Genomic DNA, 25,457 nt, shown 5'->3' with positions numbered 1-25,457 from the left:
TTTATGAATTACGATTTTAGATTTACGAATAAAACAACTTTTGGAAATGGTCTTGGGTCTTGGGTACTAGGTGTTAGGTCTTGGCTCTTGGCTCTTGGCTCCAGGTTCTTGGTTCATCGGTCATCCGTTATTGGTCTTTTGTCTATTTTCTTTTGTCTATTTTCTTTTATATCCCATTCACAAGTAAAATCATCTATCGATTCCGCGAAAATCAAAATTGGTGAACAAATCATCTATAAAATTGAAGTTGAAACCAATCCAGATAATTTAGTAGTATTTCCAGAGGGGCAAACGTTTATGCCTCTTGAAATGATTGATTCCTATCCAATCGATACCATTAAAAATAAAGACAAGTACAACCTTATAAAAAAATATGGGTTAACCCAGTTTGATTCTGGAACGTATACCATTCCACGGCAAAAAATCATCATCAGTGATAAAACATTTTTAACCGATTCTTTAAAGGTTGAGGTGAATACCATTGTTGTTGATACCACAAAACAGGGATTGTATGATATTAAACCTATTATAGAGGTTAAAGAAATTGGAAGCGATTGGTGGAAATATTTGCTTTACATTTTATTGGTCTTAACCATTGTTGGCGGTTTATTATATTGGTTTATTTGGCGAAAAAAACCACTTACGGAAGCCGAACAAATAGCATTGCTTCCACCGTATGATAGGGCCAAATTAGCTTTAAAAAAATTAGATGAATCTAATTATCTTGAAAATGAAGCGATAAAGGATTATTATTCTGAACTCACGTTTATTATTCGAAAATATCTGGATGAAAAGGTTTATGACAGGGCATTAGAAAGCACCACAGATGAGCTAATAAACCGATTAACTTTATTAAAAGAAGCTAATCAAATAGACATCAGTAAAGAAGATATTAGAAATTTGGAAAGCATTTTAAAGCGTGCCGATTTGGTTAAGTTCGCGAAATCTGCTCCAGACATTGAATTGGCAAAACTGGACAGAAACACCATTGATATGGAAATCGATCATGTTAAGGAAGCATTGCCAGAACCAACGGAAGAAGAAAAACTTTTAGATGCCAAATACAAAGAAGAACTAGAACGTAAAGCCAAACGTAAAAAGATTATTATCACGGTGGGCATATGCGTTTTTCTATTGTTTGCCACCATTACGGCATTTTCAATAAAATATGGTTTCAGTTATGTAAAGGACACTATTTTTGGACATGATACCAAAGAATTATTGGAAGGCGAATGGGTAAGTAGTGAGTATGGTTTTCCACCTATTACTATTTCTACACCAGAAGTTTTAAAGCGTTTTGAAACACCCATCCCTGATGAATTTCAAGGGAAAATGAAACTTACAACATTTGGTTTAGAAAAAGCAGGACAGTTTACCCTAGTTGTTTCTACTAGTACATTAACGCAAGCGCAAGATAGTATAGATATAGGAAGAGCAATAGAAAGCAATTTAAAAACTTTGGAAAGCCAAGGCGCAAGAAATATTCTAACGCAAAATGACAAGTTTTCTACCCCTAATGGTGCCGATGGGGTTAAAACTTTTGGGACCATGCAATATCCATCACCTGGTACTCAAAATTTTATTGATGGCAAATATGTATTGTTAAGTTTTGTTGCCAATAATCAAATCATTCAACAGGTTACGATAGCATGGCGACAAAATGATGTATATGCAGATGACATGGTAGAGCGTATTTTAAATTCAGTCGAACTTAAAAAAGCCGAGGAATGATGTTTGAAGGAATAGAGTTTGTAAATAAAGAATTTTTTTGGTTGTTGCTGACTTTGCCTTTGGCAATACTCTGGTATATATTAAAACATAAAAAACAAACAGCCGAGCTTAAAATATCGAGTTTAAAAGGGTTCAAAATAGTTAACTCTTCTTTGCCAAAATTTAAACATGCATTATTTGTATTGCGTTTATTAGCATTGGCATTATTAATTATGGCATTAGCAAGGCCTCAAACAGTGGACGTGTCTACCAAAACAAAAACAACACGAGGTATAGATATTGTTATGTCTATTGACGTGTCGGCCAGTATGCTAGCCAAAGATTTGTCTCCTAATAGATTGGATGCTTTAAAAGAAGTGGCGGCTGAGTTTATAAAAGGACGTCCAAATGATAGAATTGGATTAGTAGAATATGCTGGTGAAAGTTATACTAAAACGCCCATTACTAGTGATAAAGCTATTGTTTTACGTTCTTTAAATGATATAAAATATAATACCGTTATTGAGGGTGGAACAGCAATTGGTATGGGTTTGGCAACCGCTGTTAACCGTTTGAAAGACAGTAAAGCCAAAAGTAGAATTATTATTTTGCTAACGGATGGTGTTAACAATTCTGGATTTATAGATCCAAAAATAGCGAGTGAATTAGCGGTTGAATACGGCATTAAAGTATATACCATAGGTTTAGGTACGAACGGCATGGCTTTGTCGCCAGTTAGTTTAGATGCTAGAGGTGAATTACAATATGCTCGTATACAAGTGGAGATAGATGAAGCCTTATTAAAAGAAATTGCAAAAGCCACTGGAGGTTTATATTTTAGGGCGACCAATAATCAAAAGTTAGAAGAGATTTACAATGAAATTAATAAGTTGGAAAAAACAGAAATTGAGGAATTCAAATATTCAAATTATGAAGAATTGTACCGTCCATTGGTGCTTTTAGCATTGGGATTATTGCTTTTGGAGTTTCTGTTAAGAAACACGCTTTTTAGAAGTTTTGTTTGATAGATGTTAGACATTAGATAAAAGATTATAGATAAAAGAAATTAGTGAATTCGTGGTATATGACAACTAAACAACTCCACGAAAAACAAATAACAATTTATGTATCAATTAGATGAAAAAATATGGTTTTGGGTTTTAGGGATTATTCCTGTAATAATCCTAATCTTTTTGGTGCTTCAAATCTGGAGATACAGAACACAAAGCAAATTTGCCGAAAAGCAATTATTGAATAAATTAAGTCCGAATAAATCTATATTCAAATCCATTTTAAAAATTAGTGTCTTGTGTTTAGCTTTCGCTTGTTTGTCCTTAGCGCTTGTAAACCCAAAAATCGGCACAAAATTAGAAACCATTAAGCGTGAAGGTGTCGATATTGTTTTTGCCATTGATGTTTCCAAAAGTATGTTGGCAGAAGATATTGCCCCCAATAGATTAGATAAATCGAAGCAATTGGTAACTCAAATCATCAATAATTTGGCAAGCGACCGCATTGGGATTATTGCTTATGCAGCCAATGCATTTCCGCAATTGCCCATTACAACCGACTATGCGGCAGCAAAAATGTTTTTGAATAACATGAACACAGACATGATGTCGTCCCAAGGAACGGCCATTAATGAAGCCATCGAGTTATCCCAAACTTATTTTGATGACGAAAGTCAAACCAATAAAGTACTCATCATTATTTCTGATGGCGAAGACCATAGCGAAGAAGCTGTTGCCACGGCAGAAGTAGCTAACGAGGAAGGGATTCGTATTTTTACTATAGGTGTTGGTGATGTAAAAGGCGGCCCCATTCCAGAAAAAAAGAACGGTATTGTTTTAAATTACAAAAAAGATAATAACGGACAAACAGTTATTACAAAATTAAATGAAGAAACATTACAAGGTATTGCTTCTGCTGCCAATGGTATTTATATCAATGGAAAAAATACCAATGATGTTGTAAAAAACATAGGAGATATATTAAATGAAATGGATAAAACCGAGTTTGAAACCAAACAATATGCCGATTTTAAAAGTCAGTTTCAATGGTTTTTAGGTTTAGGAATTTTCTTTTTGTTTTTGGATATTTTCTTATTGGAACGAAAAACAGCTTGGTTAAAGAAATTGAATTTATTCAATGAGAATTTTTAGTTTCTATAATAGTACAGCCCAATAAATTCAAAGCACTGGTTAAAATGATTAGTAAAATATTTTATAAATTTTTTAACTAACAAAAAACCAAGGTTTTATATCTTGGTATAAGATTTAAAAACACATGAACAAATCGATTTTTATATTAATACTGTTGGTCACAACATTTTCTTTTGCACAAGAACAAGAGAAGGAAGATGAGAAAGTGATAAGAAAGGCCAATAATTATGTCTATGAAGGCAATACATTATTGGCTGATAAAGAGGATTTTGTTTCAGCCGAAATGGCATATAGAAAAGCTATTTCAGCTAAATCAACCACCACTGCGGGCATCTATAATCTAGGAAATTCTTATTATAAAAGTAAAAACTACGATGAAGCTTTATATCGATTAGATCAGGCTTCAAAAACAGCAACTTCCAAAGAAGAGAAACACAAAGCGTTTCATAATATGGGAAACATTTTAATGAAAAACAAAAAGTGCAAGGAAGCTGTTGAAGCTTATAAAAGTGCTTTAAGAAATGATCCTACAGACGATGAAACACGTTATAATTTAGCCATTGCAAAAGAGTGTGCCGAACAGCAAAAAGACCAAAATAAGGACAACGAGAACAAAGACGACAAAGATAAAAAAGACCAAGATAAAAAGGACGAGAACAAAGATAAGGGCGATAATAAAGAAGATAATAAGGACAAAGGCGATCAAGATAAAAAAGAAGGCGACGACAAAAAAGATGACCAAGGCAAGCCTAAAGAAGAAAAAGATAATAAAGAGCCACAACAACCAAAACCACAACCAGGCCAATTATCTCCTCAGCAAATAAAAAACCTTTTAGAGGCGATGAACAATCAAGAACAAAAAGTTCAGGAAAAAGTAAATGCCGAAAAGCAAAAAGGCGTTAAAGTAAAAACAGATAAAGATTGGTAAAGCGAATTGGGATTTGCGAATTACGAATTGGGATTTTTCTATAAGTCATCTTCGTAATTCGTAAATCAAAAATCGTAAATGTATGATGAAACTAATAAAACACATATCACTATTAATTATTCTACTAGCAACAAGCATACTGTCTGCTCAAGTAAAATTTGAGGCAAAAGTTAGTAAAAATAGGCTTGGTGTTAATGAGCGTTTACGCATTGATTTTGAAATGAACCAAGATGGCGATAATTTTAATCCGCCAACTTTTTCAGATTTCACGGTTATAGGTGGGCCGAATCAATCCGTTAGTAATTCGTGGATTAATGGTGTAAGATCGTATCACAAAACCTATAGTTATTTTTTAGCACCAAAAAAGCAAGGAAATTTTACCATAAGTCAAGCCACTATTAATATAAATGGAGAAACTTATAAAACCACACCAATAAAAGTTGAAGTAACATCAGCGGTTGAAATTCCTAAAGACCCTAACGATCCAGAGTATGTAGCGAATGAAACCATTCATTTAGTAGCTGAAGTTTCAAAAACAAACCCGTATCTAAATGAAGCCATTACGGTTGTTTACAAACTTTATGTGTCTCCAACAACGGGCGTTACTAATTGGAATGAAATAGATAGCCCTAGATTTAATGATTTTTGGAGTCAAAATATTGACACGCAAGGTTTAAAGGTTCAAATGGGTACTTATAATGGTGAAGAATACCGTTATTTAGTATTGCGTAAAACCGTATTATATCCTCAAAAAACGGGTAAGTTAGATATTGAACCTTTAACGTTAGATATAGCCGTACAAGTACCAACAAATAGGCGTAATATATTTGGTGGACAAATGATGGCAAACGTAAATAAAACGGTATCTGCTGGCAAAAAGACCATTAATGTTAGGCCATTGCCTGAAAATGGAAAGCCTATTGACTTTACAGGGGCTGTTGGTAATTTCAATTTTAAAGTATCTACTACAAAAACACAATTGGATGCATCAGAATCTTTACAAGCAACCGTAGAGGTAACTGGAAACGGTAATTTAAAATTATTTAATTTACCGAAATTGACCTTGCCAAGTTCGTTGGAAGTTTATGAACCCGAGCACAATGAAAGCGTTAGAACCGATTTGGCTGGTATGCAAGGGCGTATTGCAGACACATATACGATAGTGCCTCAGTTTAAGGGAAAATACCCTATTCCAAGCATTTCGTTCTCGTATTTCGATCCAAAAACCGAAACCTATAAAACATTAAATTCCAGTGAAATTGTGATTGATGTTTTAGAAGGGCCGGCTTCTGGCTCGGTAGCTAATTCAAATTCGGGAACTTCAAAGCAGCAAGTAGTTTTGAACAAAGACCAGTTTGCATTCATTAAAACAAAAACCAATTTTTCATCTACAACATCAAGTTATTTCCTCAAAACGCCATTATTTTGGAGCACATTATTATTGCCCTTTTTAGCGATTCCATTGGCGATTGTTATCAGAAGAAAAAAAGCGGATAGAGATGCTGATGTTTATGGAAATAGAATACGCATGGCGGACAGATTAGCTAAAAAATATTTAAGTCATGCCAAAAAAGCACTCGGCAAAAAAGAAGAATTTTACATTGCCATGGAAAAAGCATTACACAATTATTTAAAAGCCAAACTGCATATAGAAACTAGTGAATTAAGTAAAGATAGGATCAACGAATTGCTTTTGGAACGAGGCGTAGAAGTAGAAACGATGACAGACTTCAACAACATTATGTTGAATTGCGATTTAGCAAGATATACTCCTATTACAGCTGTGACCATGCAGGAAGATTATGAAAAAGCTGCAAAAACCATTTCATTAATTGATAAACAAGCCTGATAAAATGAAGCATCTATTTTACATTCTGGCCTTATTGTTTAGCACTATTAATTTTGCTCAAAACACCGCTTTATTTGAAAAAGGTAATACGTTGTATAATCAAGGAAAATACAATGAAGCCATCGATGCATACAAAACGATTCTAGATTCAAAAAACCATTCGGCCGAATTGTATTATAATTTAGGAAATGCGTATTATAAATTAAACAAAGTAGCCCCAAGTATTTATTATTATGAAAAAGCGTTGCAATTAGCTCCTAATGATAATGACATCAAAAATAATTTGTCATTTGCTAGAAATATGACGATTGATGCTATTGATGCCATTCCAGAAGCAGGCTTATCTAAACTCATAAAAAATATCACGAATTACATGACCTTTGATGGGTGGGCAAAAACATCGGTCATCTTAGTTTTTTGTTTTGTTGTCCTATTTCTATTTTATTATTTTGCCTACTCTACATTAAGAAAGCGATTGGCTTTTATAGGTAGTATGGTATCTGTATTTTTAATAGTAATCTCATTAACATTGGCTTTTCATAAATTCAATTTAGACAAGAATGATAAACCTGCTATTGTTTTTGTTCAGGAAAGTAAAGTGAAAGCCGAACCTAATTTACGTAGCGAAGAATCGTTTACGCTTCACGAAGGCACAAAAGTGCAGATTTTAGATACCGTTAAAAGCTGGAAAAAAATTAGATTGGCTGACGGAAAAACGGGTTGGATTCCCGAAGAAGATATAAAGTCTCTTTAATTTAATTAGGTTATCTTTAGAGAAATAAATTTTTAATGAACATAGACAGCATATTCGAAAACAACAAACAATGGATTCAAGATAAATTAGATGTAGATGCTAATTATTTTGAGGAACTAGGAAAAGGGCAAACTCCAGAATTATTATATATAGGATGCTCAGACAGTCGTGTGTCTACCGAAGAGCTTATGGGAGCAAAACCAGGCGAAGTTTTTGTGCACCGAAATATAGCGAATATGGTCATTAGTATCGATTTGAACGTGATGTCTGTTGTTAATTATGCTGTAGATTTTTTAAAAGTAAAACACATCATTGTTTGTGGACATTATGCTTGTGGAGGCGTGAAAGCCGCTATGCAATCGGTAGATTTAGGGATTTTAAATCCGTGGTTACGTAATATTCGGGATGTTTATAGAATTCATAAAAATGAATTGAACCAGATTTCTGATGAAGAAAAAAAGTATGACCGACTTGTTGAATTGAACGTTCAAGAGCAATGTGTAAATCTTATAAAAACAGCAGCGGTACAAAAAGCAGTCAGAAATCGAGGCTTAACGGTACACGGTTGGGTTTTTGATGTCCATACAGGAAAAATAATCGATTTAAAAATAGATTTTGATGATATCCTTAAAAACATCAGAGAGATTTATCATTTAGATTAAATAAAAAAAGACCACTTTTAAGTGGTCTTTTTTATTATATAGGCTTTATCCAAAGCAAATGTTTCCATTTTTCTTTTTCTTTTAAAACAAGCACAATATTAACCAGAAACAAGGCGCCTGTTTGAATGAGCTCACTAACTTCATCTGCTTCAAGAAATAAGTGAAATAAAAAAATGTGTAAGGTGATTGGGAGCAAAAAAAGTGATGCTATAAATCCTGTAAATTGAATGATTAAAAGCAAGCCAAAAATAAATTCGCAAATACCTAAAACTTGCCAAAAATAGCCTGTTTGTTTGGCACCGCTTATATAGAGTATCTTCTGAAGTGTAGGTTCACTTTCAGACGAACAAAATTTATTGGCTTTTTCCAATACTTCAATGGGGGAAATGGGAGACGACTGAAATTTTTGTATACCTCCGTAGATCATAAATCCGCCTAAAAATAAGCGAAGAATAATGAATAGTATTCTGATTGATTTCTCCATGATTAAAATGTCGTTACACCTTCATTTGGTTGATATACATAGTTAAAAGTATAAAATTGAGAATTACTCAAGTCATCATTAGGTGTACTGTTTTCATAATAGCTCAATATCTCCAATTTGGCATATTTCCCTGAATTTGTTTTTACAACAATAATTTTTCCGGGAATTGGAGATATTATATGATTGGTTGGGTCATAATTATACCATCCATTTCCAGAGCCAGTTGGAATTGCCAAACCATTTGTAGAGCTATCAGATTTTAATAATGAATTATCCACGGTTGTTATACTAGCCAATGTTCCTGTAGCTATATAAGCGCCTGTGCTAGAAGTTCTTGCAGGTTGATCTTGGGCTGTTGCTTCGCCCCCATTTACTATTATGGTAGAACCCCTAAAAGCAATATCCCAATCGTTGCCAGTTGTAGTGCTTCCAGTTTCAAAAGAAAATTTAATATAATCACCTATTATAGTGGGCGGAGTTGTTGTGTAATCCGCACTTTGTGTGGCTTGTAAATTGCTTATTGTTTGAGATTCCACTTCTAAAAGGGGTGTGTCATCGTTATCATTACTGCATGATGTAAAACCGATAAAAAGTAATGCTAATGTTAAAAATTTGATTGTTTTACTCACAGAGTTACTATTGTTCATTTTGTGTTCGTGATTTTTAAAAAAGTTCATGATATTTATTTATAGTTATTAAAATTGAATATTAAGTTTTCCGTAAATGATTCTACCAGATATATTGCTGATATTTTGTGTGTCTGTAAACCCAAATAGATTATCTATACCAAAGCCCAATTGGTAATTTTTGTAGATGGTTTTATTTATGGCGATATCCCAAACCGAATAACCTTCAACAAAATCATCATAAGCATCTAAATAGTTATTGCCGTTTGTATCGAACAAACCATATTTACTGCGATACGTTCCACGAATATTAGCATCCAAATTCCATTGAGGGAACTCATAAAACACCTTAAAATTTGCCATATGCCGAGAACGATTATACAAACCGAAATAATCTTCTTTTTTAAGTTTAAATGATGGGGAACTTGGTGTTAAACGCGCATATATATCACCATTCTTAAATGCACTTTCCGCTTCTTTATCTTTTGCAAAAAGCAACTGATAACCTCCCGAAATTTTTAATTGATTACTTAATTTTAAAGTGCTGTTAAACTCCAATCCTTGGGTATAAACTTTATGGACGTTGTAGTAACTAAACACATTTTGCCCATTAGTTTTATTGGCAATAACACGCGTGTCAATTAAATCGTCTATATTATTTCTGAAAGCGTTAATACTTAATTTTAAATTGGAAGTAGGGTTATAATCTGCTCCAATATTGATGCTTACGGAATTTTCAGGTTTCAACTCGTCATCAAAATCAGAAAGAGGCACAACGCTGTTTGCAATTTGACCTTGTGCTTCCAACTCATTGATCTTTGAAATCACCGCATTGTATCCCAAAACGGTATAACCAACTGTTGAATTTGAGAAATCAAAATACAATTGTCTAAAATCCGGGGCTTTAAAACCATAACCTACAGAACCTTTAACTGCTAATTTTTCTGTTAATTCATATCGAATGGCTGCCTTTGGACTAAACTGTGATTCATATTCACTATGGCTGTCAAAACGAGCTCCAAGAATCAGGTTTAATTTTTCTGTTGGATTGGTATCATGTTGCAAATAGGCGTAAGGCGAATTGAATTCTGGTTGTGAAGAAAAGTCAGTTCTAACCAATGTTTCATGATTCCATCCCAAACCACCAATAAATGCACTTTTATCGGTTGGGCTAAAAGTTGCCCTCATTTCTGGACGCAATAAAAGTTGATTAAAATTGCTTTCACTAAAGCGGGAGTTGTCTGGATTGTTCAAATATTCATCTGCCTTGTAGCGTGTTGTGTAAAACTCAAAATAGCTACTCCATTTATCACTATACATATGGCTTAATTTTAAATGGGCATTCCATTCATTAATGTTACTATCTCCTTTTAAATCTTCTGAAGCTATATAATCTTGATTTTGAGCGTAGTATCTTCCAGAAAGAAATAGATTGGTTTTATTAGTAAAATCATAGGTCAATTTTGAGTTGAACGTATAATTTTTAAAAGGCTCTACCGTATTAAGTGCATCATTATCATTCAAATCATATCCCCCACTTATAAAACTATTCACAAAGGCATTCATTGCTAATTTTTGTTTTCTGTAACCTATGTTTAAGTTAGAATCATACGTATCAAAGCTACCAACCCGGGAATGGATGTTTCCGTTAAGGCCATGTTTAGGAGTTTCAGTAATGATATTGATAACACCGCCAAGTGCTTCACTACCATACAAACTTGAGGAAGCACCTTTTACAATTTCAATTTGTTTGATGTTTCCAACGGTTATTCTACTAATATCCAAGGTGCCGGCAGATCGACCAATGAGAGGCACGCCATCAACCAAAATAAGTGTGTATTGAGAATCTAACCCTTGTAATTGTATGCCTTCTCCACCTCCAAAATCTGGCACTGTAATAAGTCCTGTTTGTTCATTTAGAATATCATTCAATCGCATCGAATTAACATTGCTAATTTCCTTTTTAGATATGAGTTGTACAGGAAGCGGTAGTGAGGATAACTGTCGCATAGTTCGAGTTGCAGTTATAATAACATCTCCTAGAATTTTTGTTTTAGTTGAATCTTGTATCGTTATAATCTCTTCTTGTGAAAAAGAAACGCCGCTAAAAAAAATTAGAAAAAATATTAAAATATTATTTTTATTTAGACTCATTCTATATAAATTTGCCACAAATATATAAGTTATTTTTATTTAATCTAAATAAGAACAAAATAAATTTTAAATTTTAACAACTATAATCTAACACTTAAAAAAAAATGAAACAAGTAACACTTTTAGCTGTTTTAGCATTGGTATTAATGAGTAACAGTCATGCCCAAAACAAAAAAAATCAAGATCAAAAAGCTATTAAAAGTATGTGTGGATGCTATGATGTGAGTTTCAACTTCGCTGAAACATTTCAGTATTCCAACGACAGCAATTACAAAGCATCACCTGTAAAACATGAAAAAGGATTGGAATGGGTGCAATTAGTAGAAGATTCAGATAATAAAATTGTTATGCAACATCTTTTAATAGTCGGAAAACCAGACAGCCCATACATTGTAAAACACTGGAGACAAGATTGGGTTTTTGAAAATACCGATTTATACACCTATGATGTAGATAATACTTGGAACTATTCAAGCTTACCTAAAGAAAGTGTAAAAGGTCAGTGGACACAAAAAGTATTTCAGGTAGATGATAGTCCAAGATATGAAGGAACGGCGACTTGGATTCATGCCGATGGAAAAAGTTATTGGGAAAACACCACCGATGCGCCGTTGCCAAGACGCGAACATACTATTCGTAAAGATTACAATGTGATTGAAAGAACCAATAAACACGCAATTGTAAAGGAAGGTTGGATTCACGACCAAGACAACAAAAAAGTAGTCAGAAAAGAAGGAGAAAAAGATGTTGTTCTAGCTGAAGAAAAAGGATTTGATACTTACACCAAAGTAGAAGATAGCTATTGTAAAGCGGCTCAAGATTGGTGGAAAAAAAATCAATCTAGTTGGGCGAAAGTCAGGGACAAATGGGATACTGTTTTCAACAGAAAACGGGATTTGAGTATAGAAACCTCCGTTGAAGGTAAACAGTTGTATGATTATTTACTATCTGAAGATTTCTCAAATAAAGAGGAAGATATAAACAAAATGATTGATGCCTTTGTAAAATAGGTTTCTTTAGAATGAATTAAGCTCAAAATTAACGTATTATGTGCCATAGTTTAAAAACAATTTCAAAAGTGAGAAGCGGAGAACTAACATTCTGTGAAAGCTGCAATTGTTACCATTTGGAATTTAATAATCTGTATTTTGAGCTTAGTGCATTCGATTTAAAAAAGTTAAAAAACTTTCTTTTGAAAATCGATGTTGACTATTGGGAAAGAAATTATGCCCATACCAGTTTTAAACGAAAAATACCAATTACTTCAGTAAATCAGAACATTGTTTTAATGTTTAATAGATATGAAATAGAGGAATTGAAAACATTGCTTTTAAAACAGCAAACAGATGCGATTTTAAATGTAGATGATATCGATTACCAATTTATTCTGAATTAGTGTCGTCTGGCTCATCATCAATAAGATCTTCCCCAATGGGTTTACCGTTTACAATAATATTAGGAAAAATAGTGGGGACTATAGATTTTACAGGATTGTAAAGCACCGATTGTTCCTTGTCTTTTTCTTTCACAAATAAAATATAGGCATTCATTTTATCTAATATAATTAAAAAAGCACTTAATATCAATGCCGCTTTCAATCCGCCAAAAGCAGCACCTAATATTTTATTGAAAAGTCCCAGCATAGCAAAATCGGCTATCTTAGTGAGTGCCCTTCCCGCTAAAGCAATGATTAATACAATAATGGCAAAAGTGCCAACAAGCGCCACCATATTAACCGTGTTTTCAGTCCAATCTACTTTGTCCTTTAAAAAAGATGACAAATAATTACTAAAATGGAATGCCCCATAAATACCAGCAATTAAAGCTACTACCGAAGCCAATTCCACAAAAAAACCGTTTATAAATCCACGCACCAATCCTAAAATTAATAGTGCAAGTAAAATCAAATCCAAAATACCCATAATGCAAATATTTTATCAAATATAACTTAACTTTGCAAAAGTTCAACTTTTGAACTTTTTAACTTTGCAACTAACGAAATGGCAAGAGACGAACAATTAAAAGAACGCTGGGATTTGGTAGTAAAAAAACTGTCCGATCAGTTTGCAGATGGCGACATGTTAGATTTAGATGCCATTATTTACCTCATAGGCGTTCAAGAACTTGGGCAGATAGGTATGACATTTAAAAAAGACCAAAAGTTGGATTTAATGCATATTGCTATTTGCAAGTTGTTAAAGCCTTATGGCTATTATGAACTCGATTTTGTTGATGATGAAGGCTGGCCGCATTATAAAGCATTAGCAACTTTGCCACATTTAAAAGCAGGCGAACAATCGGTGTTAATGAAAGAAGCTATTGTTAACTATTTTTTGGAAACGGAGTATATTGATTAGGTTTTGTCCTGCGAATCCCGATAGCTATCGAGAAGGAATCCATTAGCAATTTAGTTTGTCATTGTAATCAGATTACTTTTTAATACATTACTTCGCCAGTTCCTCCTCGTAATGACGAGAATTTAATTAAATTTGCCATCATTTTAAGGATGTTATGATAGATAAGATAAAAGAACTTATAGCTGAAGCCGAAGCTTTTACAGCACAATCTAAAGAAGAGATTGAAGCTTTCCGAATAAAATATTTAGGAAAAAAAGGATTGCTTAACGAGTATTTTGCTGAGTTTAAAAATGTGGCAAACGACCAAAAGAAGGAATTCGGACAAGTCATTAATGCGCTTAAAAAAGCTGCTGAAGATAAAGTTAATGCCTTAAAGGAAGAGTTAGAAAGCAAAGAAGTTGTAAAAGGTATCTTTGGAGATCTATCACGTCCGGGAGATCCTATCCAAATAGGTGCGCGTCATCCCATATCCATCGTTAAAAATCAAATGATTGATATCTTTTCTAATATTGGATTTAACGTGAGTGAAGGTCCAGAAATTGAAGACGATTGGCATAATTTTACCGCATTAAACTTACCAGAATACCACCCAGCACGTGATATGCAGGATACGTTTTTTATTCAAACCAATCCAGACATCTTATTGCGTACGCACACCAGTTCGGTTCAGGTGCGTTACATGGAAAATAATCAACCACCCATTCGTACTATTTCACCAGGGCGTGTTTATAGAAATGAGGCTATTTCGTCACGGTCACATTGTTTTTTTCATCAAGTAGAAGGGTTGTATATTGATAAGGATGTGAGTTTTGCCGACTTAAAACAAACATTACAATATTTTACAACCCAAATGTTTGGGAAATCTAAAATACGTTTACGTCCATCCTACTTCCCATTTACGGAACCAAGCGCAGAAATTGATGTGTATTGGGGCTTGGCAACCGAAACCGATTACCGTATTACAAAAGGTACTGGTTGGTTGGAAATTGGAGGTTGCGGTATGGTTGACCCGAATGTTTTGGAAAATTGCAAAATAGATTCTAAAATATATTCTGGTTTTGCTTTTGGTATGGGCATTGACCGTATTGCTATGTTACTTCATCAAATAGGGGATATTCGTTTATTGAGCGAGAATGATGTACGGTTTTTGGAACAATTTAAATCATCCATTTAGACTATGCTCACTAAACGGACAAAGTATGCGATAAAAACCTTGATATATCTTTATGAAAATGAAGTCGATAACAAACCTGTTTCGGCGAAGTCCATATCAGAGCATGAAAACATACCGTTTAAGTTTTTAGAGAAAATACTCAGGGAATTACGTCAGCACCGACTCATAAAAAGTGAACGTGGCGCTGTTGGAGGCTATCGTTTTTTAAAACCAGCTAATACCATAACTGTTGCAGATGTCATGCGAATCATTGATGGGCCCATCGCCCTTATTCCATGTGTTTCAGAAAATTTTTATCAAAAATGTGATGAATGCATTGATGAAGAAACCTGCAAACTAAGACTTTTATTCAGAGACCTTCGAGATAAAATGCTTCCCGTTCTTGAAGAAACCATTGTAGATTTATCTAAAAAATAAAATTTTAAAATTATCCCTACCAAATAGGTAGGGATAATTTAATTTATATATTTGCCTATAATTCATACTAAAAAGGTATGATAAGTATAAATTAAAAATTATCATGAAATCACCTTTAACTTCAAGTTTGTATAAACAAGCACCAATCAGAATAAGGTGATAACATATGACAATTAAAAAACAATAAATATTTACATATGAAAACAAAAAAAATTATTATTCAGGTTACATTTATTTTTACAATACAATTTGCTTTTCCTCAACACACTATTTCAGGGTATGTTTATGATGAATCAACGAACGAACCTCTGTCTGGAGCAAATATTTTGATAAGAGAAACTACCAATGGCGTAATTACGGGCATTGACGGAAGCTTTAAAATAGATACCAGAGGCGCATTGCCATTATTTCTTGATGTGTCATATTTAGGTTTTGAAAGCAAAGCTGTAGAATTAACAGAGTGGATTAATATAGAAATTTCCTTAAAGCCAAAAAGTGCTGATTTAAATGAAGTTACTGTTACAGCCAGAAGACGAACTGAAACAGCCCAAAACATACCTATTCCCATATCGATTGTTGGAGGCGCTAAGATAGAAGATGCGGGTGCATTTAACGTAAACTTGGTGAAGGAACTGGTTCCATCAGTGCAACTTTACACATCCAATCCAAGAAATACAGGGATTAATATTAGAGGTTTGGGATCACCATTCGGCCTTACCAACGATGGTCTTGATTCTGGTGTAGGTTTTTATGTAGATGGTGTTTATTTTGCACGTCCAGCTGTAGCGACACTCGATTTTATTGATATTGATTGTATTGAAGTATTGCGTGGTCCTCAAGGAACACTTTTTGGAAAGAATACCACGGCTGGAGCTTTTAACATCACAACAAGAAAAGCAAGTTTTACACCTGGAGCAAATTTTGAGGTAAGTTATGGTAATTATGGCTTTATCCAAGCCAAAGCTTCTGTCACTGGAGGTATCATTAAGGACAAGCTTGCTGCTAGAGTATCATTTTCTGGAACACAAAGGGATGGGAATATTTATAACATCGCAAAAGATGAATATGTTAACGACATCAATAATTTAGGTTTTAGAGGGCAATTACTTTTTACGCCTAGTGATAAAATAAAAATCACTTTTATTGGTGATAATACTAGACAAAATCCGAATGGGTTTGCACAGGTTGTAGCGGGTGTGGTTCAAACCCAACGTGCTGCGTATCGTCAGTTTAATAATATCATTGCTGATTTGAACTATACCTTACCAAGCACCAATGCTTTTGATAGGGTTATAGATCATGATACCCCTTGGCGATCGCTTAACGAATTGGGAGGTGTGTCGCTCAATGCCGATTTTGAATTAGGAAAAGGAACCCTTACTTCTACAACTGCTTGGAGGTATTGGAATTGGGGGCCATCAAACGATAGGGATTTTACAGGATTGCAAGCTTTGGCAAAATCCCAAAATCCTGCTAAACATGAAAATTGGTCCCAAGAGATTAGATATGCAGGTGACATATCATCTAAATTAAGTGGTGTTGTCGGGTTGTTTTTTATAGACCAAGAAGTGAAAATTGATGGGACGGAAGAATCAGGTACCGCACAGTGGCGTTTTTCACAAAATTCAACAAGCGAGCTTTGGGAAACACCGGGCTTGCTTGAAGGTTATGGGATTAGAACCGATGCCTCCATTAAATCTTCAAGTGCTGCCGTTTTCGCAAATATAGATTGGGCGGTAACAGATAAGTTACACATATTACCAGGGGTCAGATTTAATTATGATGAAAAACAGGTCTATTATAACAGAGTCACCTATGGAGGTTTAGAGACTACCGATCCCGCTTTATTGGCTTTAAAACGCGTCGTCTATACCAATCAATTTTTTGAAACAGGAGCAGATGAAACGAACTTTACCTATCAATTAACAGCTTCCTATAAGGTTACCGATAAAATTAATGCCTATGCTACCTACTCCACAAGTTACAAACCAGTGGGGGTAAACGTTGCTGGGTTACCCGTTATTGATGGTGCCGTGGCGGTAGATTTGGGAACCATCAAACCAGAGTATGTTAAACATGTAGAAGTCGGTTTAAAAACATCACCAGCAAAGAATATTAATTTAAATGCTACTTTCTTTAACACCAATATTGAAGATTATCAAGCTAACGTACAGGCAGCTCAGTTAGGGGTTAACAGAGGTTATATCTCCAATGCAGAAAAAGTAAATTCAAAAGGAGTTGAGCTTGATGCCAATGTAAAGGTTAACAGTAATTTGAGTTTTAACTTAGCGGTAACCTATACCGATGCTAAATATGAAAAGTTCACTAATGCCCCAGTACCATTAGAAGAAGTTGGAGGGGCACAAGCATACAAAGATATTTCTGGTGGTAGATTACCGGGTATTTCTAAGTGGGCAGGTTCTTTTGGAGGCGAATTAACCTCTAATAGCATAGATTTTTTAAGTCAACAAGGTAAATTTTTCTTAGGATTTGATTCGTTTTTCCGTTCAGAATTCTCATCAAGTGCATCACCATCACAATTCTTAAATATTCAAGGTTATGGCATTGTAAACGCAAGAGCTGGATTCCGTGCAACAGATGGTCTTTCACTATTTGTTTGGGCACGTAATTTATTGGATAAGGATTATTATGAGCAATTATTACCAGCGGGAGGTAGTGCAGGACATTATGCAGCAGTGTTGGGTGACCCAGGTACTTATGGCGTAACACTTAGATATTCTTTTTAATTAGTCATTAAAATTTAATAACTTAGGATAGAAGATAACTTCTTCTATCCTAAGTTTTGACTATTTAACATATTTATAAGTTTATGAATGATAAACCAACATTCAAAGAGGCGGTAAGGTTTTGGACAAAACTCGGTTTTATAAGTTTTGGGGGTCCAGCGGGACAAATTGCTATTATGCATGAATACCTCGTTGACAAAAAGAAATGGATTAGCGATAGTAAATTTCTACATGCTTTAAATTATTGCATGATTTTGCCTGGTCCTGAAGCGCAACAGTTAGCAGCATATATTGGTTGGTTGCTTCACGGCATTCGCGGCGGATTGGCAGCAGGAATTTTATTTGTACTTCCTTCTATGTTTATTCTTCTTGGATTGAGTGTTATTTATGTTTCTTATGGAAATGTACCATGGATTTATGCCATGTTCAACGGACTTAAACCGGCAGTAATTGCCATTGTAATCCTAGCGCTTATCAAGATTGGAAAAAAATCATTGTTAAGTCCTTTTCACTATTTTGTTGCTTTTGCAGCTTTTGTTTGCATCTTCTTTTTTAATGTGTCATTTCCTTTAATCATATTGGGGGCTATTATTTTGGCAGCATTAAGTCGACACATATTCCCAAAATTCTTTAAGGCGAGCAAAAGTTTTTCAGTTAAAAAGGATATGGATGAAAGTGAATATTACATTAACAAAAACACGGTTGTTGAAAACATTGGTTTTAATCCACTTCGATTTTGGAAACAAGTATTAACAGGTGCTTTGCTTTGGATATTACCCATCATAGCTTTTTATTTTTTCACGTCTGACTTTGAGTTTTGGCAAAAATTATCATTGTTTTTTACGCAAGCGGCTTTTGTAACCTTTGGAGGCGCATATGCCGTCTTACCTTATGTAGCACAAGTAAGCGTTGAAGAATTCAATTGGTTGACAAACCTTCAAATGATAGACGGATTGGCACTTGGCGAAACAACGCCCGGTCCTTTAATTATGGTATTAGTGTTTGTTGGCTTTATGGCAGGACATAACCACTTTGGAAGTTCTATTGCAATGGGAACACTCGGGCTGGTTACAACAACATTTTACACGTTTCTTCCATGCTTTCTGTTCATATTTGCAGGAGCTCCCCTTATTGAAAGGACTCAGGAAAATAAGAAATTAAAAGAAATACTTTCGCTTGTAACGGCAGCAGTTGTGGGAGTTGTTCTCAACCTCACTATTTATTTAGGTAAAGCCGTCATATTTCCCAAAGAACTTTCACTTAACGGACTTGACTGCATGACATTAGGTTGGACAATAATCTCCTTTATTGCGATGTATCGCTTTAAAATTGGAATGATAACTTGGATTTGTATTAGCGCCGTTTTTGGACTTGTTTCCTACTTTGTAACCCTACTTTAAAGGATGAAATGAAGAGAGGTCTAACGAATAATTAGCTTATCCGAGATTCAGCGGTTAGTATGTAGTTTCTGAATAATATCAGTTTAAAGAAAGCATTATAAAACTCTAAGTAAAAAATAATCTCTACTTATTTCGTAGGAATTAAAAAAAGTGTACTTTTGCTTAAATTATACTAAAAAGGTATGATTAGGATAAATTAAATAAGCACTCCATGGAAAAAATTAAATTAAGACACATTACGCTTGTTATTGTTGCTTTAAAACTTCTATTAATAGCTATTGTGCTTATTAAGTATTTGCCAAATGCATCGCCAGAAGATTTGACATTCAATGAAACATTTTTTTGGTTTTTGTTGGCTGGGTTTTTGGCACAGACAGTGGATGGTGCTTTAGGAATGGCTTATGGCGTCACTTCAAATTCTGTTTTATTAGGGTTCGGATTATCACCGAAACTAGCTTCTGCCGCTGTACATACTGCAGAAGTGTTTACTACTGGAGTGTCTGGATTGTCCCATATCAGGTTTGGTAATTTCAATAAGGCATTGTTTTTAAAGATTGTAGTTCCCGGTGTATTGAGTGCTTCTCTCGGAGCCTATTTATTGGGTTCGGTTATAGATGGCAATATTATAAAGCCTTATGTGAATGTATATTTAATGATTTTAGGTATTATTATTCTTTTAAAAGCTTTCAAGAAAGCCATAAAAACTGAAACTAATTTGAAAAACGCCTCAGTTTATGCTGCATTTGGGGGTTTTTTAGATGCTATTGGCGGCGGCGGTTGGGGGCCTATTGTAACTTCCAATCTTATAAAACAAGGAAATACGCCAAATATCGTTGTTGGAACAGTAAATACGGCAGAATTTTTTGTAACTTATTTCAGTGCTGGAATCCTCATCTATTTTACGGGGATACAAAGTTGGCAAATTATTCTAGGTCTTATTGTTGGTGGCACATTGGCGGCACCTTTCGGAGCTTATATTGCTAAACGATTGCCGACTAAAACCATGATGATTATTGTGGGAGTTTTAATTATATTGACATCTTTATATACGCTTTCAAATATTATATTTTCTTAATAAATTATAAAAATACTATTAAGCTATAGCTTTTATAATTTTGAAATACTTAAATAAAAAAACCGATAATCCTATCGGTTTTTTTATTTAACAATTATTTAACTTCGTTTAGTTCGGATAAAAACGAACCTTTATTAATTTTGCGGTTAAGTTTTTTTATTATGAACCAAAACGTATGCGTACAAAAACAGGCTTTAGTTGAAAAACTTGGGGTTTTTATTGAAAACAAAGACCAATTGGCTCCCGTTGCTGCTCGTATTTTATCATACATTATATTAACAGGAAAGCGAGGAACCACCTTTGAAGATTTAGTAACCATATTATGTGCCAGCAAAAGTACCATCTCCACTCATTTAAATCATCTACAGGATTTAAAGAAAATTGTCTATTTCACTAAGGCGGGAGACCGTAAAAAGTATTTTGTCATGAACAGTGATAACATCATTCAAAACATTGATGCGATGATTGAAACATGGTCCACACAAAAACAATTACACATGGAAATCAAGGATTATAAAGAAGCTATGAATTCCAAAACGACTGATGAAACGTCAAAATTCGATTTAGAGTTTCATGATAATTACATCCAGTTTTTAGATGAAGCCACAAAATCCATTTTAAAATTAAAAACAAAAATCACCAATAACATAAGTAAAATTTAACGCTATAAAATGAAAAGAATCAACCTAAAATCAATTATAATTCCAAGTTTAACAGTGTTTATATTAGCTAGCTGTGGAAATAAAGATGGAAACCAACAAGCAGCACAAACGCAAGCTGCTCCGTTTCCAGTATCTCAATTAGAAAGTAAAACAGTAACGGGAAGTCAGGAATATCCAACCAATATAGAAGGCATCGTAAATAGTGATGTGCGAGCAAAAGTATCGGGTTACATTCAAAAAGTATATGTAGACGAAGGGCAAAAAGTGCAAAAAGGACAAATTTTATTTAAGCTTGAAACACAATCTTTAAGTCAGGATGCGGGTGCTGCCAAAGCACGAATTAATGTCGCACAAGTTGAGGTTGATAAATTAATTCCTCTAGTTGAAAAAAACATCATAAGCCCTGTTCAATTGGAAACTGCTAAAGCCAATTTAGCACAAGCCAAAGCGAATTATAGCAGTATTTCAGCCAATATTGATTATGCCACGGTAAAAAGTCCTGTTAACGGTTATGTAGGTGCTATTAATTTTAGGGAAGGTTCTTTGGTAAGTCCAAATGATGAAACGCCCTTAACCACCGTTAGCGATATACAAAAGGTATATGCGTTTTTTAATTTGAATGAGTCCGATTATTTAAACTTTTTACAAAATACAAAGGGGAAAAACTTGGATGAAAAAATCAACAATTTCCCAGAGGTAAGTTTATTATTGGCCAACGGAAATGTATATCCTGAAAAAGGAAAAATCCAAACAAGCACGGGACAAATCAACCGAAATACCGGAACAGTAAGTTTTAGGGCGGTGTTTAATAATCCGAATCAATTATTAACCAATGGCAATAGTGGAAGGATTCAAATCCCTGTAGTTTATGAAAATGCCATAGTGGTACCACAAGCTGCAACCCTAGATCAACAAGGTCATATTGTGCTTTTTAAAGTGGGTGAAAATAATACCATTACCTCTGCTTTAATCACTATTAAAGGCCGTGTTGATAATTTATATGTTGTGGAATCAGGCGTTAAAGCAGGTGATAAAATTGTGGTAAGTGGCATTGGAAAGTTGAGAAACGATATGCCTATTACGCCACAAAGCGTTCCGTTTGATAGTATTATTAAGCCGATTAGTCCATTATTTAAAAACTAGAACCTTCTCATTATGTTAAAAACATTTATTGAAAGACCTGTACTTTCTACGGTTATTTCTATCCTAATATTATTGCTTGGATTTATAAGTATTTCAAGCTTGCCCATAGAACAATATCCAGATATTGCGCCACCAACCATAAAGGTAACGACGTCCTATCCTGGGGCCAATGCGGAGACAGTTTTAGAAAGTGTCATCATTCCCATTGAAGAGCAAATAAATGGGGTTGAAGGCATGACCTACATTACCTCTACGGCATCCAATAACGGAGGAGCGGATATTACCGTATACTTTGAACAAAATGTAGATGCCGATGTGGCCGCCGTAAACGTTCAAAACCGCGTATCTAGGGCGAATGCTTTATTGCCCCAAGAAGTAAAACAAATTGGTGTCATTACTCAAAAGCAACAAACCAGTGCGTTGATGTTTTTGTCGCTTTATTCAGATAACGAGGATTATGACGCTACGTTTATTCAGAATTATTTAAGGATTAATGTGATTCCTGCACTTCAACGAATCAATGGTGTTGGCGATGTGAGTGTGTTTTCACAACAAGATTATGCCATGCGTATTTGGTTGAAACCAGAAAAATTAGCGGCGCATAATTTAATTCCTTCAGATATTACGGAGGTTTTAAGAGAACAAAACTTAGAAGCAGCCGCTGGAGCTTTAGGTGAAAATAGTGGTGAAGCGTTCTCGTATGTCGTAAAATATAAAGGCCGTTTCAAGGAAGAAAAACAATATGCCGATATTGTTGTAAAAGCACTTCCGAATGGCGAGTTGTTGCGATTAAGCGATGTGGCTTCTATTGAATTAGATGCACAATCTTATGGCTCTGGAGCGATGAGTTTAGGAAAACCAGCCGTTTTTATGGGTGTTTTTCAAACAAAAGGCTCGAATGCTCAAGAGATTATTGAAAATATAAAAATCACTTTAGATGAGGTTAAAAAAGACCTGCCAAAAGGATTGGATATTTTTATTCCATACGACACCAGTTTGTTTTTAACGGCATCGATAGATAAAGTGGTAAGCACTCTAGTAGAAGCCTTTTTGTTGGTATTCTTGGTGGTGTTTCTTTTTTTACAGGATTTCAGATCGACTTTAATACCAGCTATTGCGGTACCGGTATCGATTATTGGAACGTTTTTCTTCCTGAATTTATTTGGCTATTCCATCAACTTGTTAACCTTATTTGCCGTGGTTTTAGCCATTGGTATTGTGGTAGATGATGCCATTGTGGTAGTTGAAGCAGTACACGCCAAGTTAGATCACGGCGAGAAAGATGCCAAAAAAGCAACCTTGGAGGCTATGCACGAAATATCTGGGGCCATTGTATCCATCACCCTTGTTATGGCGGCGGTTTTTATTCCCGTGACATTTGTGGAAGGACCAACAGGTGTTTTTTATAAACAGTTTGGAGTCACTTTAATTATTGCCATTCTTATTTCCGCAGTAAACGCCTTAACATTGAGTCCAGCTTTGTGTGCTCTTCTTTTAAAATCCCATAGTGAAGATGAGGAATTAAAAAATAAAACCCCTATTCAACGATTCCATGCCCTTTTTAATCGCGGATTTAACGCTACGGTCGAAAAATATGGAAGATCACTTCAATTTTTGTATAAACAAAAATGGATTTCAGCTGTTTTGCTAATATTGGTTGTTGTTGGTATTTTTTGGGCATCTAAAACAACGCCAGCAGGATTTGTTCCTAATGAGGATAGAGGAATCATTTTTGCTAATATTGAATTGCCAGCAGGCGCTTCTTTAGATAGAACGAATGAAATAACCCAAGAATTATACAATAAAACATACAGTATATCTGGAGTAGAAGGGGTTTCGTTTGTTAGGGGACGAAGTTTGTTAAGCGGTAATGGAAGTAATTATGCGATAGGATTTGTTAAATTGAAAGATTGGAAAGAGCGTGAAGACCCATCATTATCAACCACAGCCATCACAGGACAATTATTTGGGATTGCAGCAACCATTCCGGGAGCAAATATTGTGTTTTTTGCTCCACCTAGTATTCAAGGATTTGGTAATTCTGCTGGTTTTGAAGTCAATTTACTAGACAAATTTGGCGGTGATTTTACAGCATTGAGTAACTACAATCAGGAGTTTATGGGTGCTTTAATGAAGCATCCAGAAATACAATATGCACAGTCGGCTTTCAACACAAACTACCCTCAATATGAAATGGAAGTGAATGTACCTTTAGCCAAGGAAAAGGGAGTGCCTATTAACAGCATTTTTTCTACGCTACAAGGTTATATAGGAGGGGTTTATGCATCTGATTTTTCAAGATTCGGAAAACAATTTCGTGTCTATATCCAATCATTACCAGACGATAGAACCGATGTTAATTCATTAAACAGCATGTATGTTAGAACAAATTCTGGTGAGATGACACCTATTACCCAGTTCATAACATTAAAGCGTGTGTATGGGCCACAATCGGTGACGCGTTTTAATTTATTTAATTCTGCAACAATCAGTGGTGCTATAAATCCAGGCTATAGCACCGGTGATGCCATTAGAGTCATTGAGGAAGAAGCGGTTAAATTACCAAATAATTATACCGTTTCCTATTCTGGTTTAACACGTGAAGAAGTGAATGCAGGAAGTCAAACAACATTCATATTTGTGTTAAGTATTCTGTTTGTTTATTTCTTGTTGTGCGCGCAATATGAAAGTTATATTTTGCCACTTGCGGTGGTGTTTTCAATACCTTTCGGTGTATTTGGAGCTTATATAAGCACGAAATTCTTAGGATTGGAAAATAATATTTACTTCCAAATTGCCCTAATCATGCTTATTGGATTATTGGCGAAGAATGCGATTCTTATTGTGGAATTTGCGCGTCAAAGAAGGCAAAATGGACAAGCAATTGTCAGCGCTGCCATACTTGGAGCCAAAACACGGTTACGACCTATTTTAATGACTTCTTTCGCCTTTATTTTAGGATTGATGCCATTGGCTTTGGCTAAAGGTGTTGGTGCCGAAGGAAACAAGTCCATTGGTACGGGAGCTGCCGGAGGGATGCTTATTGGTACTATTTTGGGTGTATTTGTCATCCCCATTCTATTTATTTTATTTCAATGGTTACAAGAAAGAATTTCAAGTAAACCAGCTATTAAAACTATTGAAGAATAACAC

Annotated in this window: 22 protein-coding genes; 18 read left to right on the top strand and 4 right to left on the bottom strand. The window is 34.7% G+C overall.

What is annotated here, in order from left to right; all coding sequences use genetic code 11:
* Positions 1–3: 3 nt before the first annotated feature.
* From CDH50_RS02745 to CDH50_RS02715, 7 genes are all read left to right on the top strand, one after another.
* Positions 4–1,731, top strand: coding sequence for a BatD family protein (locus tag CDH50_RS02745; RefSeq protein WP_232731943.1), 1,728 nt, complete (start codon positions 4–6; stop codon positions 1,729–1,731).
* On the top strand, positions 1,731–2,735 hold the full coding sequence (locus tag CDH50_RS02740; RefSeq protein ID WP_100610592.1) for a vWA domain-containing protein: 1,005 nt from the start codon (positions 1,731–1,733) through the stop codon (positions 2,733–2,735). Before CDH50_RS02745 ends, CDH50_RS02740 begins: the two co-directional genes overlap by 1 nt.
* A 99-nt stretch (positions 2,736–2,834) precedes the next feature.
* Positions 2,835–3,872, top strand: a complete 1,038-nt coding sequence (locus tag CDH50_RS02735; protein WP_100610339.1) for a vWA domain-containing protein — start codon at positions 2,835–2,837, stop codon at positions 3,870–3,872.
* A 124-nt stretch (positions 3,873–3,996) separates the two neighbouring features.
* The gene (locus CDH50_RS02730) at positions 3,997–4,800 is read left to right on the top strand and encodes a tetratricopeptide repeat protein (RefSeq protein ID WP_100610338.1); all 804 of its coding nucleotides are present in this window, start codon (positions 3,997–3,999) and stop codon (positions 4,798–4,800) included.
* A gap of 85 nt (positions 4,801–4,885) precedes the next feature.
* On the top strand, positions 4,886–6,649 hold the full coding sequence (locus tag CDH50_RS02725; RefSeq protein WP_100610337.1) for a BatD family protein: 1,764 nt from the start codon (positions 4,886–4,888) through the stop codon (positions 6,647–6,649).
* Positions 6,650–6,653: 4 nt separating this feature from the next.
* Positions 6,654–7,403, top strand: a complete 750-nt coding sequence (locus CDH50_RS02720; RefSeq protein ID WP_100610336.1) for an SH3 domain-containing protein — start codon at positions 6,654–6,656, stop codon at positions 7,401–7,403.
* A gap of 35 nt (positions 7,404–7,438) precedes the next feature.
* The gene (locus CDH50_RS02715; protein WP_100610335.1) at positions 7,439–8,065 is read left to right on the top strand and encodes a carbonic anhydrase; all 627 of its coding nucleotides are present in this window, start codon (positions 7,439–7,441) and stop codon (positions 8,063–8,065) included.
* Positions 8,066–8,099: 34 nt separating this feature from the next.
* Here CDH50_RS02715 and CDH50_RS02710 read toward each other — a convergent pair whose 3' ends face one another.
* From CDH50_RS02710 to CDH50_RS02700, 3 genes are read right to left on the bottom strand one after another with little or no spacing between them, the layout of a single operon-like run.
* Positions 8,100–8,549 carry a DoxX family membrane protein gene (locus CDH50_RS02710; protein ID WP_100610334.1) on the bottom strand — a complete coding sequence of 150 codons (450 nt, stop codon included), beginning with the start codon at positions 8,547–8,549 and terminating at the stop codon, positions 8,100–8,102.
* 2 nt (positions 8,550–8,551) lie between these two features.
* A complete protein-coding gene (locus tag CDH50_RS02705) occupies positions 8,552–9,226 on the bottom strand; it encodes an HmuY family protein (protein WP_232731942.1) in 675 nt (224 codons plus the stop codon).
* 18 nt (positions 9,227–9,244) lie between these two features.
* The gene (locus CDH50_RS02700) at positions 9,245–11,329 is read right to left on the bottom strand and encodes a TonB-dependent receptor plug domain-containing protein (RefSeq protein WP_100610333.1); all 2,085 of its coding nucleotides are present in this window, start codon (positions 11,327–11,329) and stop codon (positions 9,245–9,247) included.
* A 104-nt stretch (positions 11,330–11,433) separates the two neighbouring features.
* Between CDH50_RS02700 and CDH50_RS02695 the strand changes: the two genes are divergently transcribed.
* Both CDH50_RS02695 and CDH50_RS15370 read left to right on the top strand, forming a co-directional pair.
* Entirely contained in the window at positions 11,434–12,339 is a 906-nt protein-coding gene (locus CDH50_RS02695; RefSeq protein ID WP_100610332.1) for a DUF6607 family protein, read from the top strand.
* 38 nt (positions 12,340–12,377) lie between these two features.
* The gene (locus tag CDH50_RS15370) at positions 12,378–12,725 is read left to right on the top strand and encodes a DUF6686 family protein (RefSeq protein ID WP_100610331.1); all 348 of its coding nucleotides are present in this window, start codon (positions 12,378–12,380) and stop codon (positions 12,723–12,725) included.
* Here the strand turns inward: CDH50_RS15370 and CDH50_RS02685 are convergent.
* On the bottom strand, positions 12,712–13,251 hold the full coding sequence (locus CDH50_RS02685) for a CvpA family protein (protein WP_100610330.1): 540 nt from the start codon (positions 13,249–13,251) through the stop codon (positions 12,712–12,714). The genes CDH50_RS15370 and CDH50_RS02685 overlap by 14 nt on opposite strands.
* Before the next feature lie 78 nt (positions 13,252–13,329).
* Here CDH50_RS02685 and CDH50_RS02680 point away from each other — a divergent pair, with 78 nt between their 5' ends.
* The 9 genes from CDH50_RS02680 (at position 13,330) to CDH50_RS02640 (ending at position 25,454) form a co-directional block, all read left to right on the top strand.
* Positions 13,330–13,686, top strand: coding sequence for a hypothetical protein (locus CDH50_RS02680; RefSeq protein ID WP_100610329.1), 357 nt, complete (start codon positions 13,330–13,332; stop codon positions 13,684–13,686).
* Positions 13,687–13,840: 154 nt separating this feature from the next.
* Positions 13,841–14,860 (top strand): phenylalanine--tRNA ligase subunit alpha, encoded by a 1,020-nt coding sequence (gene pheS / locus CDH50_RS02675; protein ID WP_100610328.1) that lies wholly within the window; start codon positions 13,841–13,843, stop codon positions 14,858–14,860.
* A 3-nt stretch (positions 14,861–14,863) separates the two neighbouring features.
* Positions 14,864–15,277 (top strand): RrF2 family transcriptional regulator, encoded by a 414-nt coding sequence (locus tag CDH50_RS02670; RefSeq protein ID WP_100610327.1) that lies wholly within the window; start codon positions 14,864–14,866, stop codon positions 15,275–15,277.
* 197 nt (positions 15,278–15,474) lie between these two features.
* Positions 15,475–18,024, top strand: a complete 2,550-nt coding sequence (locus CDH50_RS02665; RefSeq protein ID WP_100610326.1) for a TonB-dependent receptor — start codon at positions 15,475–15,477, stop codon at positions 18,022–18,024.
* An 83-nt stretch (positions 18,025–18,107) separates the two neighbouring features.
* Positions 18,108–19,424, top strand: a complete 1,317-nt coding sequence (chrA, locus tag CDH50_RS02660; RefSeq protein WP_100610325.1) for a chromate efflux transporter — start codon at positions 18,108–18,110, stop codon at positions 19,422–19,424.
* A 211-nt stretch (positions 19,425–19,635) separates the two neighbouring features.
* Positions 19,636–20,499: a sulfite exporter TauE/SafE family protein gene (locus tag CDH50_RS02655; RefSeq protein ID WP_100610324.1), complete on the top strand. Its 864-nt coding sequence runs from the start codon at positions 19,636–19,638 to the stop codon at positions 20,497–20,499.
* Positions 20,500–20,660: 161 nt separating this feature from the next.
* On the top strand, positions 20,661–21,161 hold the full coding sequence (locus CDH50_RS02650; RefSeq protein WP_100610323.1) for a GbsR/MarR family transcriptional regulator: 501 nt from the start codon (positions 20,661–20,663) through the stop codon (positions 21,159–21,161).
* A 9-nt stretch (positions 21,162–21,170) separates the two neighbouring features.
* Positions 21,171–22,304, top strand: a complete 1,134-nt coding sequence (locus CDH50_RS02645; RefSeq protein WP_100610322.1) for an efflux RND transporter periplasmic adaptor subunit — start codon at positions 21,171–21,173, stop codon at positions 22,302–22,304.
* 12 nt (positions 22,305–22,316) lie between these two features.
* Positions 22,317–25,454: an efflux RND transporter permease subunit gene (locus tag CDH50_RS02640; protein ID WP_100610321.1), complete on the top strand. Its 3,138-nt coding sequence runs from the start codon at positions 22,317–22,319 to the stop codon at positions 25,452–25,454.
* Positions 25,455–25,457: the final 3 nt, after the last annotated feature.

Origin of the sequence: Confluentibacter lentus (assembly GCF_002806995.1) — a bacterium.
GTDB lineage: Bacteria > Bacteroidota > Bacteroidia > Flavobacteriales > Flavobacteriaceae > Confluentibacter > Confluentibacter lentus.
The sequence above is the reverse complement of the archived record's forward strand: the minus strand, read 5'-3'. Positions and strand labels throughout refer to the sequence as shown.

Bases quoted from the DNA above. Each gene is read 5' to 3' on its own strand.
- CDH50_RS02665 (WP_100610326.1), top strand. From the start codon at position 15,475: ATGAAAACAAAAAAAATTATTATTCAGGTTACATTTATTTTTACAATA.
- CDH50_RS02670 (WP_100610327.1), top strand. From the start codon at position 14,864: ATGCTCACTAAACGGACAAAGTATGCGATAAAAACCTTGATATATCTT.
- CDH50_RS02735 (WP_100610339.1), top strand. From the start codon at position 2,835: ATGTATCAATTAGATGAAAAAATATGGTTTTGGGTTTTAGGGATTATT.
- CDH50_RS02725 (WP_100610337.1), top strand. From the start codon at position 4,886: ATGAAACTAATAAAACACATATCACTATTAATTATTCTACTAGCAACA.
- CDH50_RS02645 (WP_100610322.1), top strand. From the start codon at position 21,171: ATGAAAAGAATCAACCTAAAATCAATTATAATTCCAAGTTTAACAGTG.
- CDH50_RS02705 (WP_232731942.1), bottom strand. From the start codon at position 9,226: ATGAACTTTTTTAAAAATCACGAACACAAAATGAACAATAGTAACTCT.
- CDH50_RS15370 (WP_100610331.1), top strand. From the start codon at position 12,378: ATGTGCCATAGTTTAAAAACAATTTCAAAAGTGAGAAGCGGAGAACTA.
- CDH50_RS02685 (WP_100610330.1), bottom strand. From the start codon at position 13,251: ATGGGTATTTTGGATTTGATTTTACTTGCACTATTAATTTTAGGATTG.
- CDH50_RS02680 (WP_100610329.1), top strand. From the start codon at position 13,330: ATGGCAAGAGACGAACAATTAAAAGAACGCTGGGATTTGGTAGTAAAA.
- CDH50_RS02710 (WP_100610334.1), bottom strand. From the start codon at position 8,549: ATGGAGAAATCAATCAGAATACTATTCATTATTCTTCGCTTATTTTTA.
- pheS (WP_100610328.1), top strand. From the start codon at position 13,841: ATGATAGATAAGATAAAAGAACTTATAGCTGAAGCCGAAGCTTTTACA.
- CDH50_RS02720 (WP_100610336.1), top strand. From the start codon at position 6,654: ATGAAGCATCTATTTTACATTCTGGCCTTATTGTTTAGCACTATTAAT.
- CDH50_RS02650 (WP_100610323.1), top strand. From the start codon at position 20,661: ATGAACCAAAACGTATGCGTACAAAAACAGGCTTTAGTTGAAAAACTT.
- CDH50_RS02700 (WP_100610333.1), bottom strand. From the start codon at position 11,329: ATGAGTCTAAATAAAAATAATATTTTAATATTTTTTCTAATTTTTTTT.
- CDH50_RS02730 (WP_100610338.1), top strand. From the start codon at position 3,997: ATGAACAAATCGATTTTTATATTAATACTGTTGGTCACAACATTTTCT.
- chrA (WP_100610325.1), top strand. From the start codon at position 18,108: ATGAATGATAAACCAACATTCAAAGAGGCGGTAAGGTTTTGGACAAAA.
- CDH50_RS02745 (WP_232731943.1), top strand. From the start codon at position 4: ATGAATTACGATTTTAGATTTACGAATAAAACAACTTTTGGAAATGGT.
- CDH50_RS02695 (WP_100610332.1), top strand. From the start codon at position 11,434: ATGAAACAAGTAACACTTTTAGCTGTTTTAGCATTGGTATTAATGAGT.
- CDH50_RS02640 (WP_100610321.1), top strand. From the start codon at position 22,317: ATGTTAAAAACATTTATTGAAAGACCTGTACTTTCTACGGTTATTTCT.
- CDH50_RS02715 (WP_100610335.1), top strand. From the start codon at position 7,439: ATGAACATAGACAGCATATTCGAAAACAACAAACAATGGATTCAAGAT.
- CDH50_RS02740 (WP_100610592.1), top strand. From the start codon at position 1,731: ATGTTTGAAGGAATAGAGTTTGTAAATAAAGAATTTTTTTGGTTGTTG.
- CDH50_RS02655 (WP_100610324.1), top strand. From the start codon at position 19,636: ATGGAAAAAATTAAATTAAGACACATTACGCTTGTTATTGTTGCTTTA.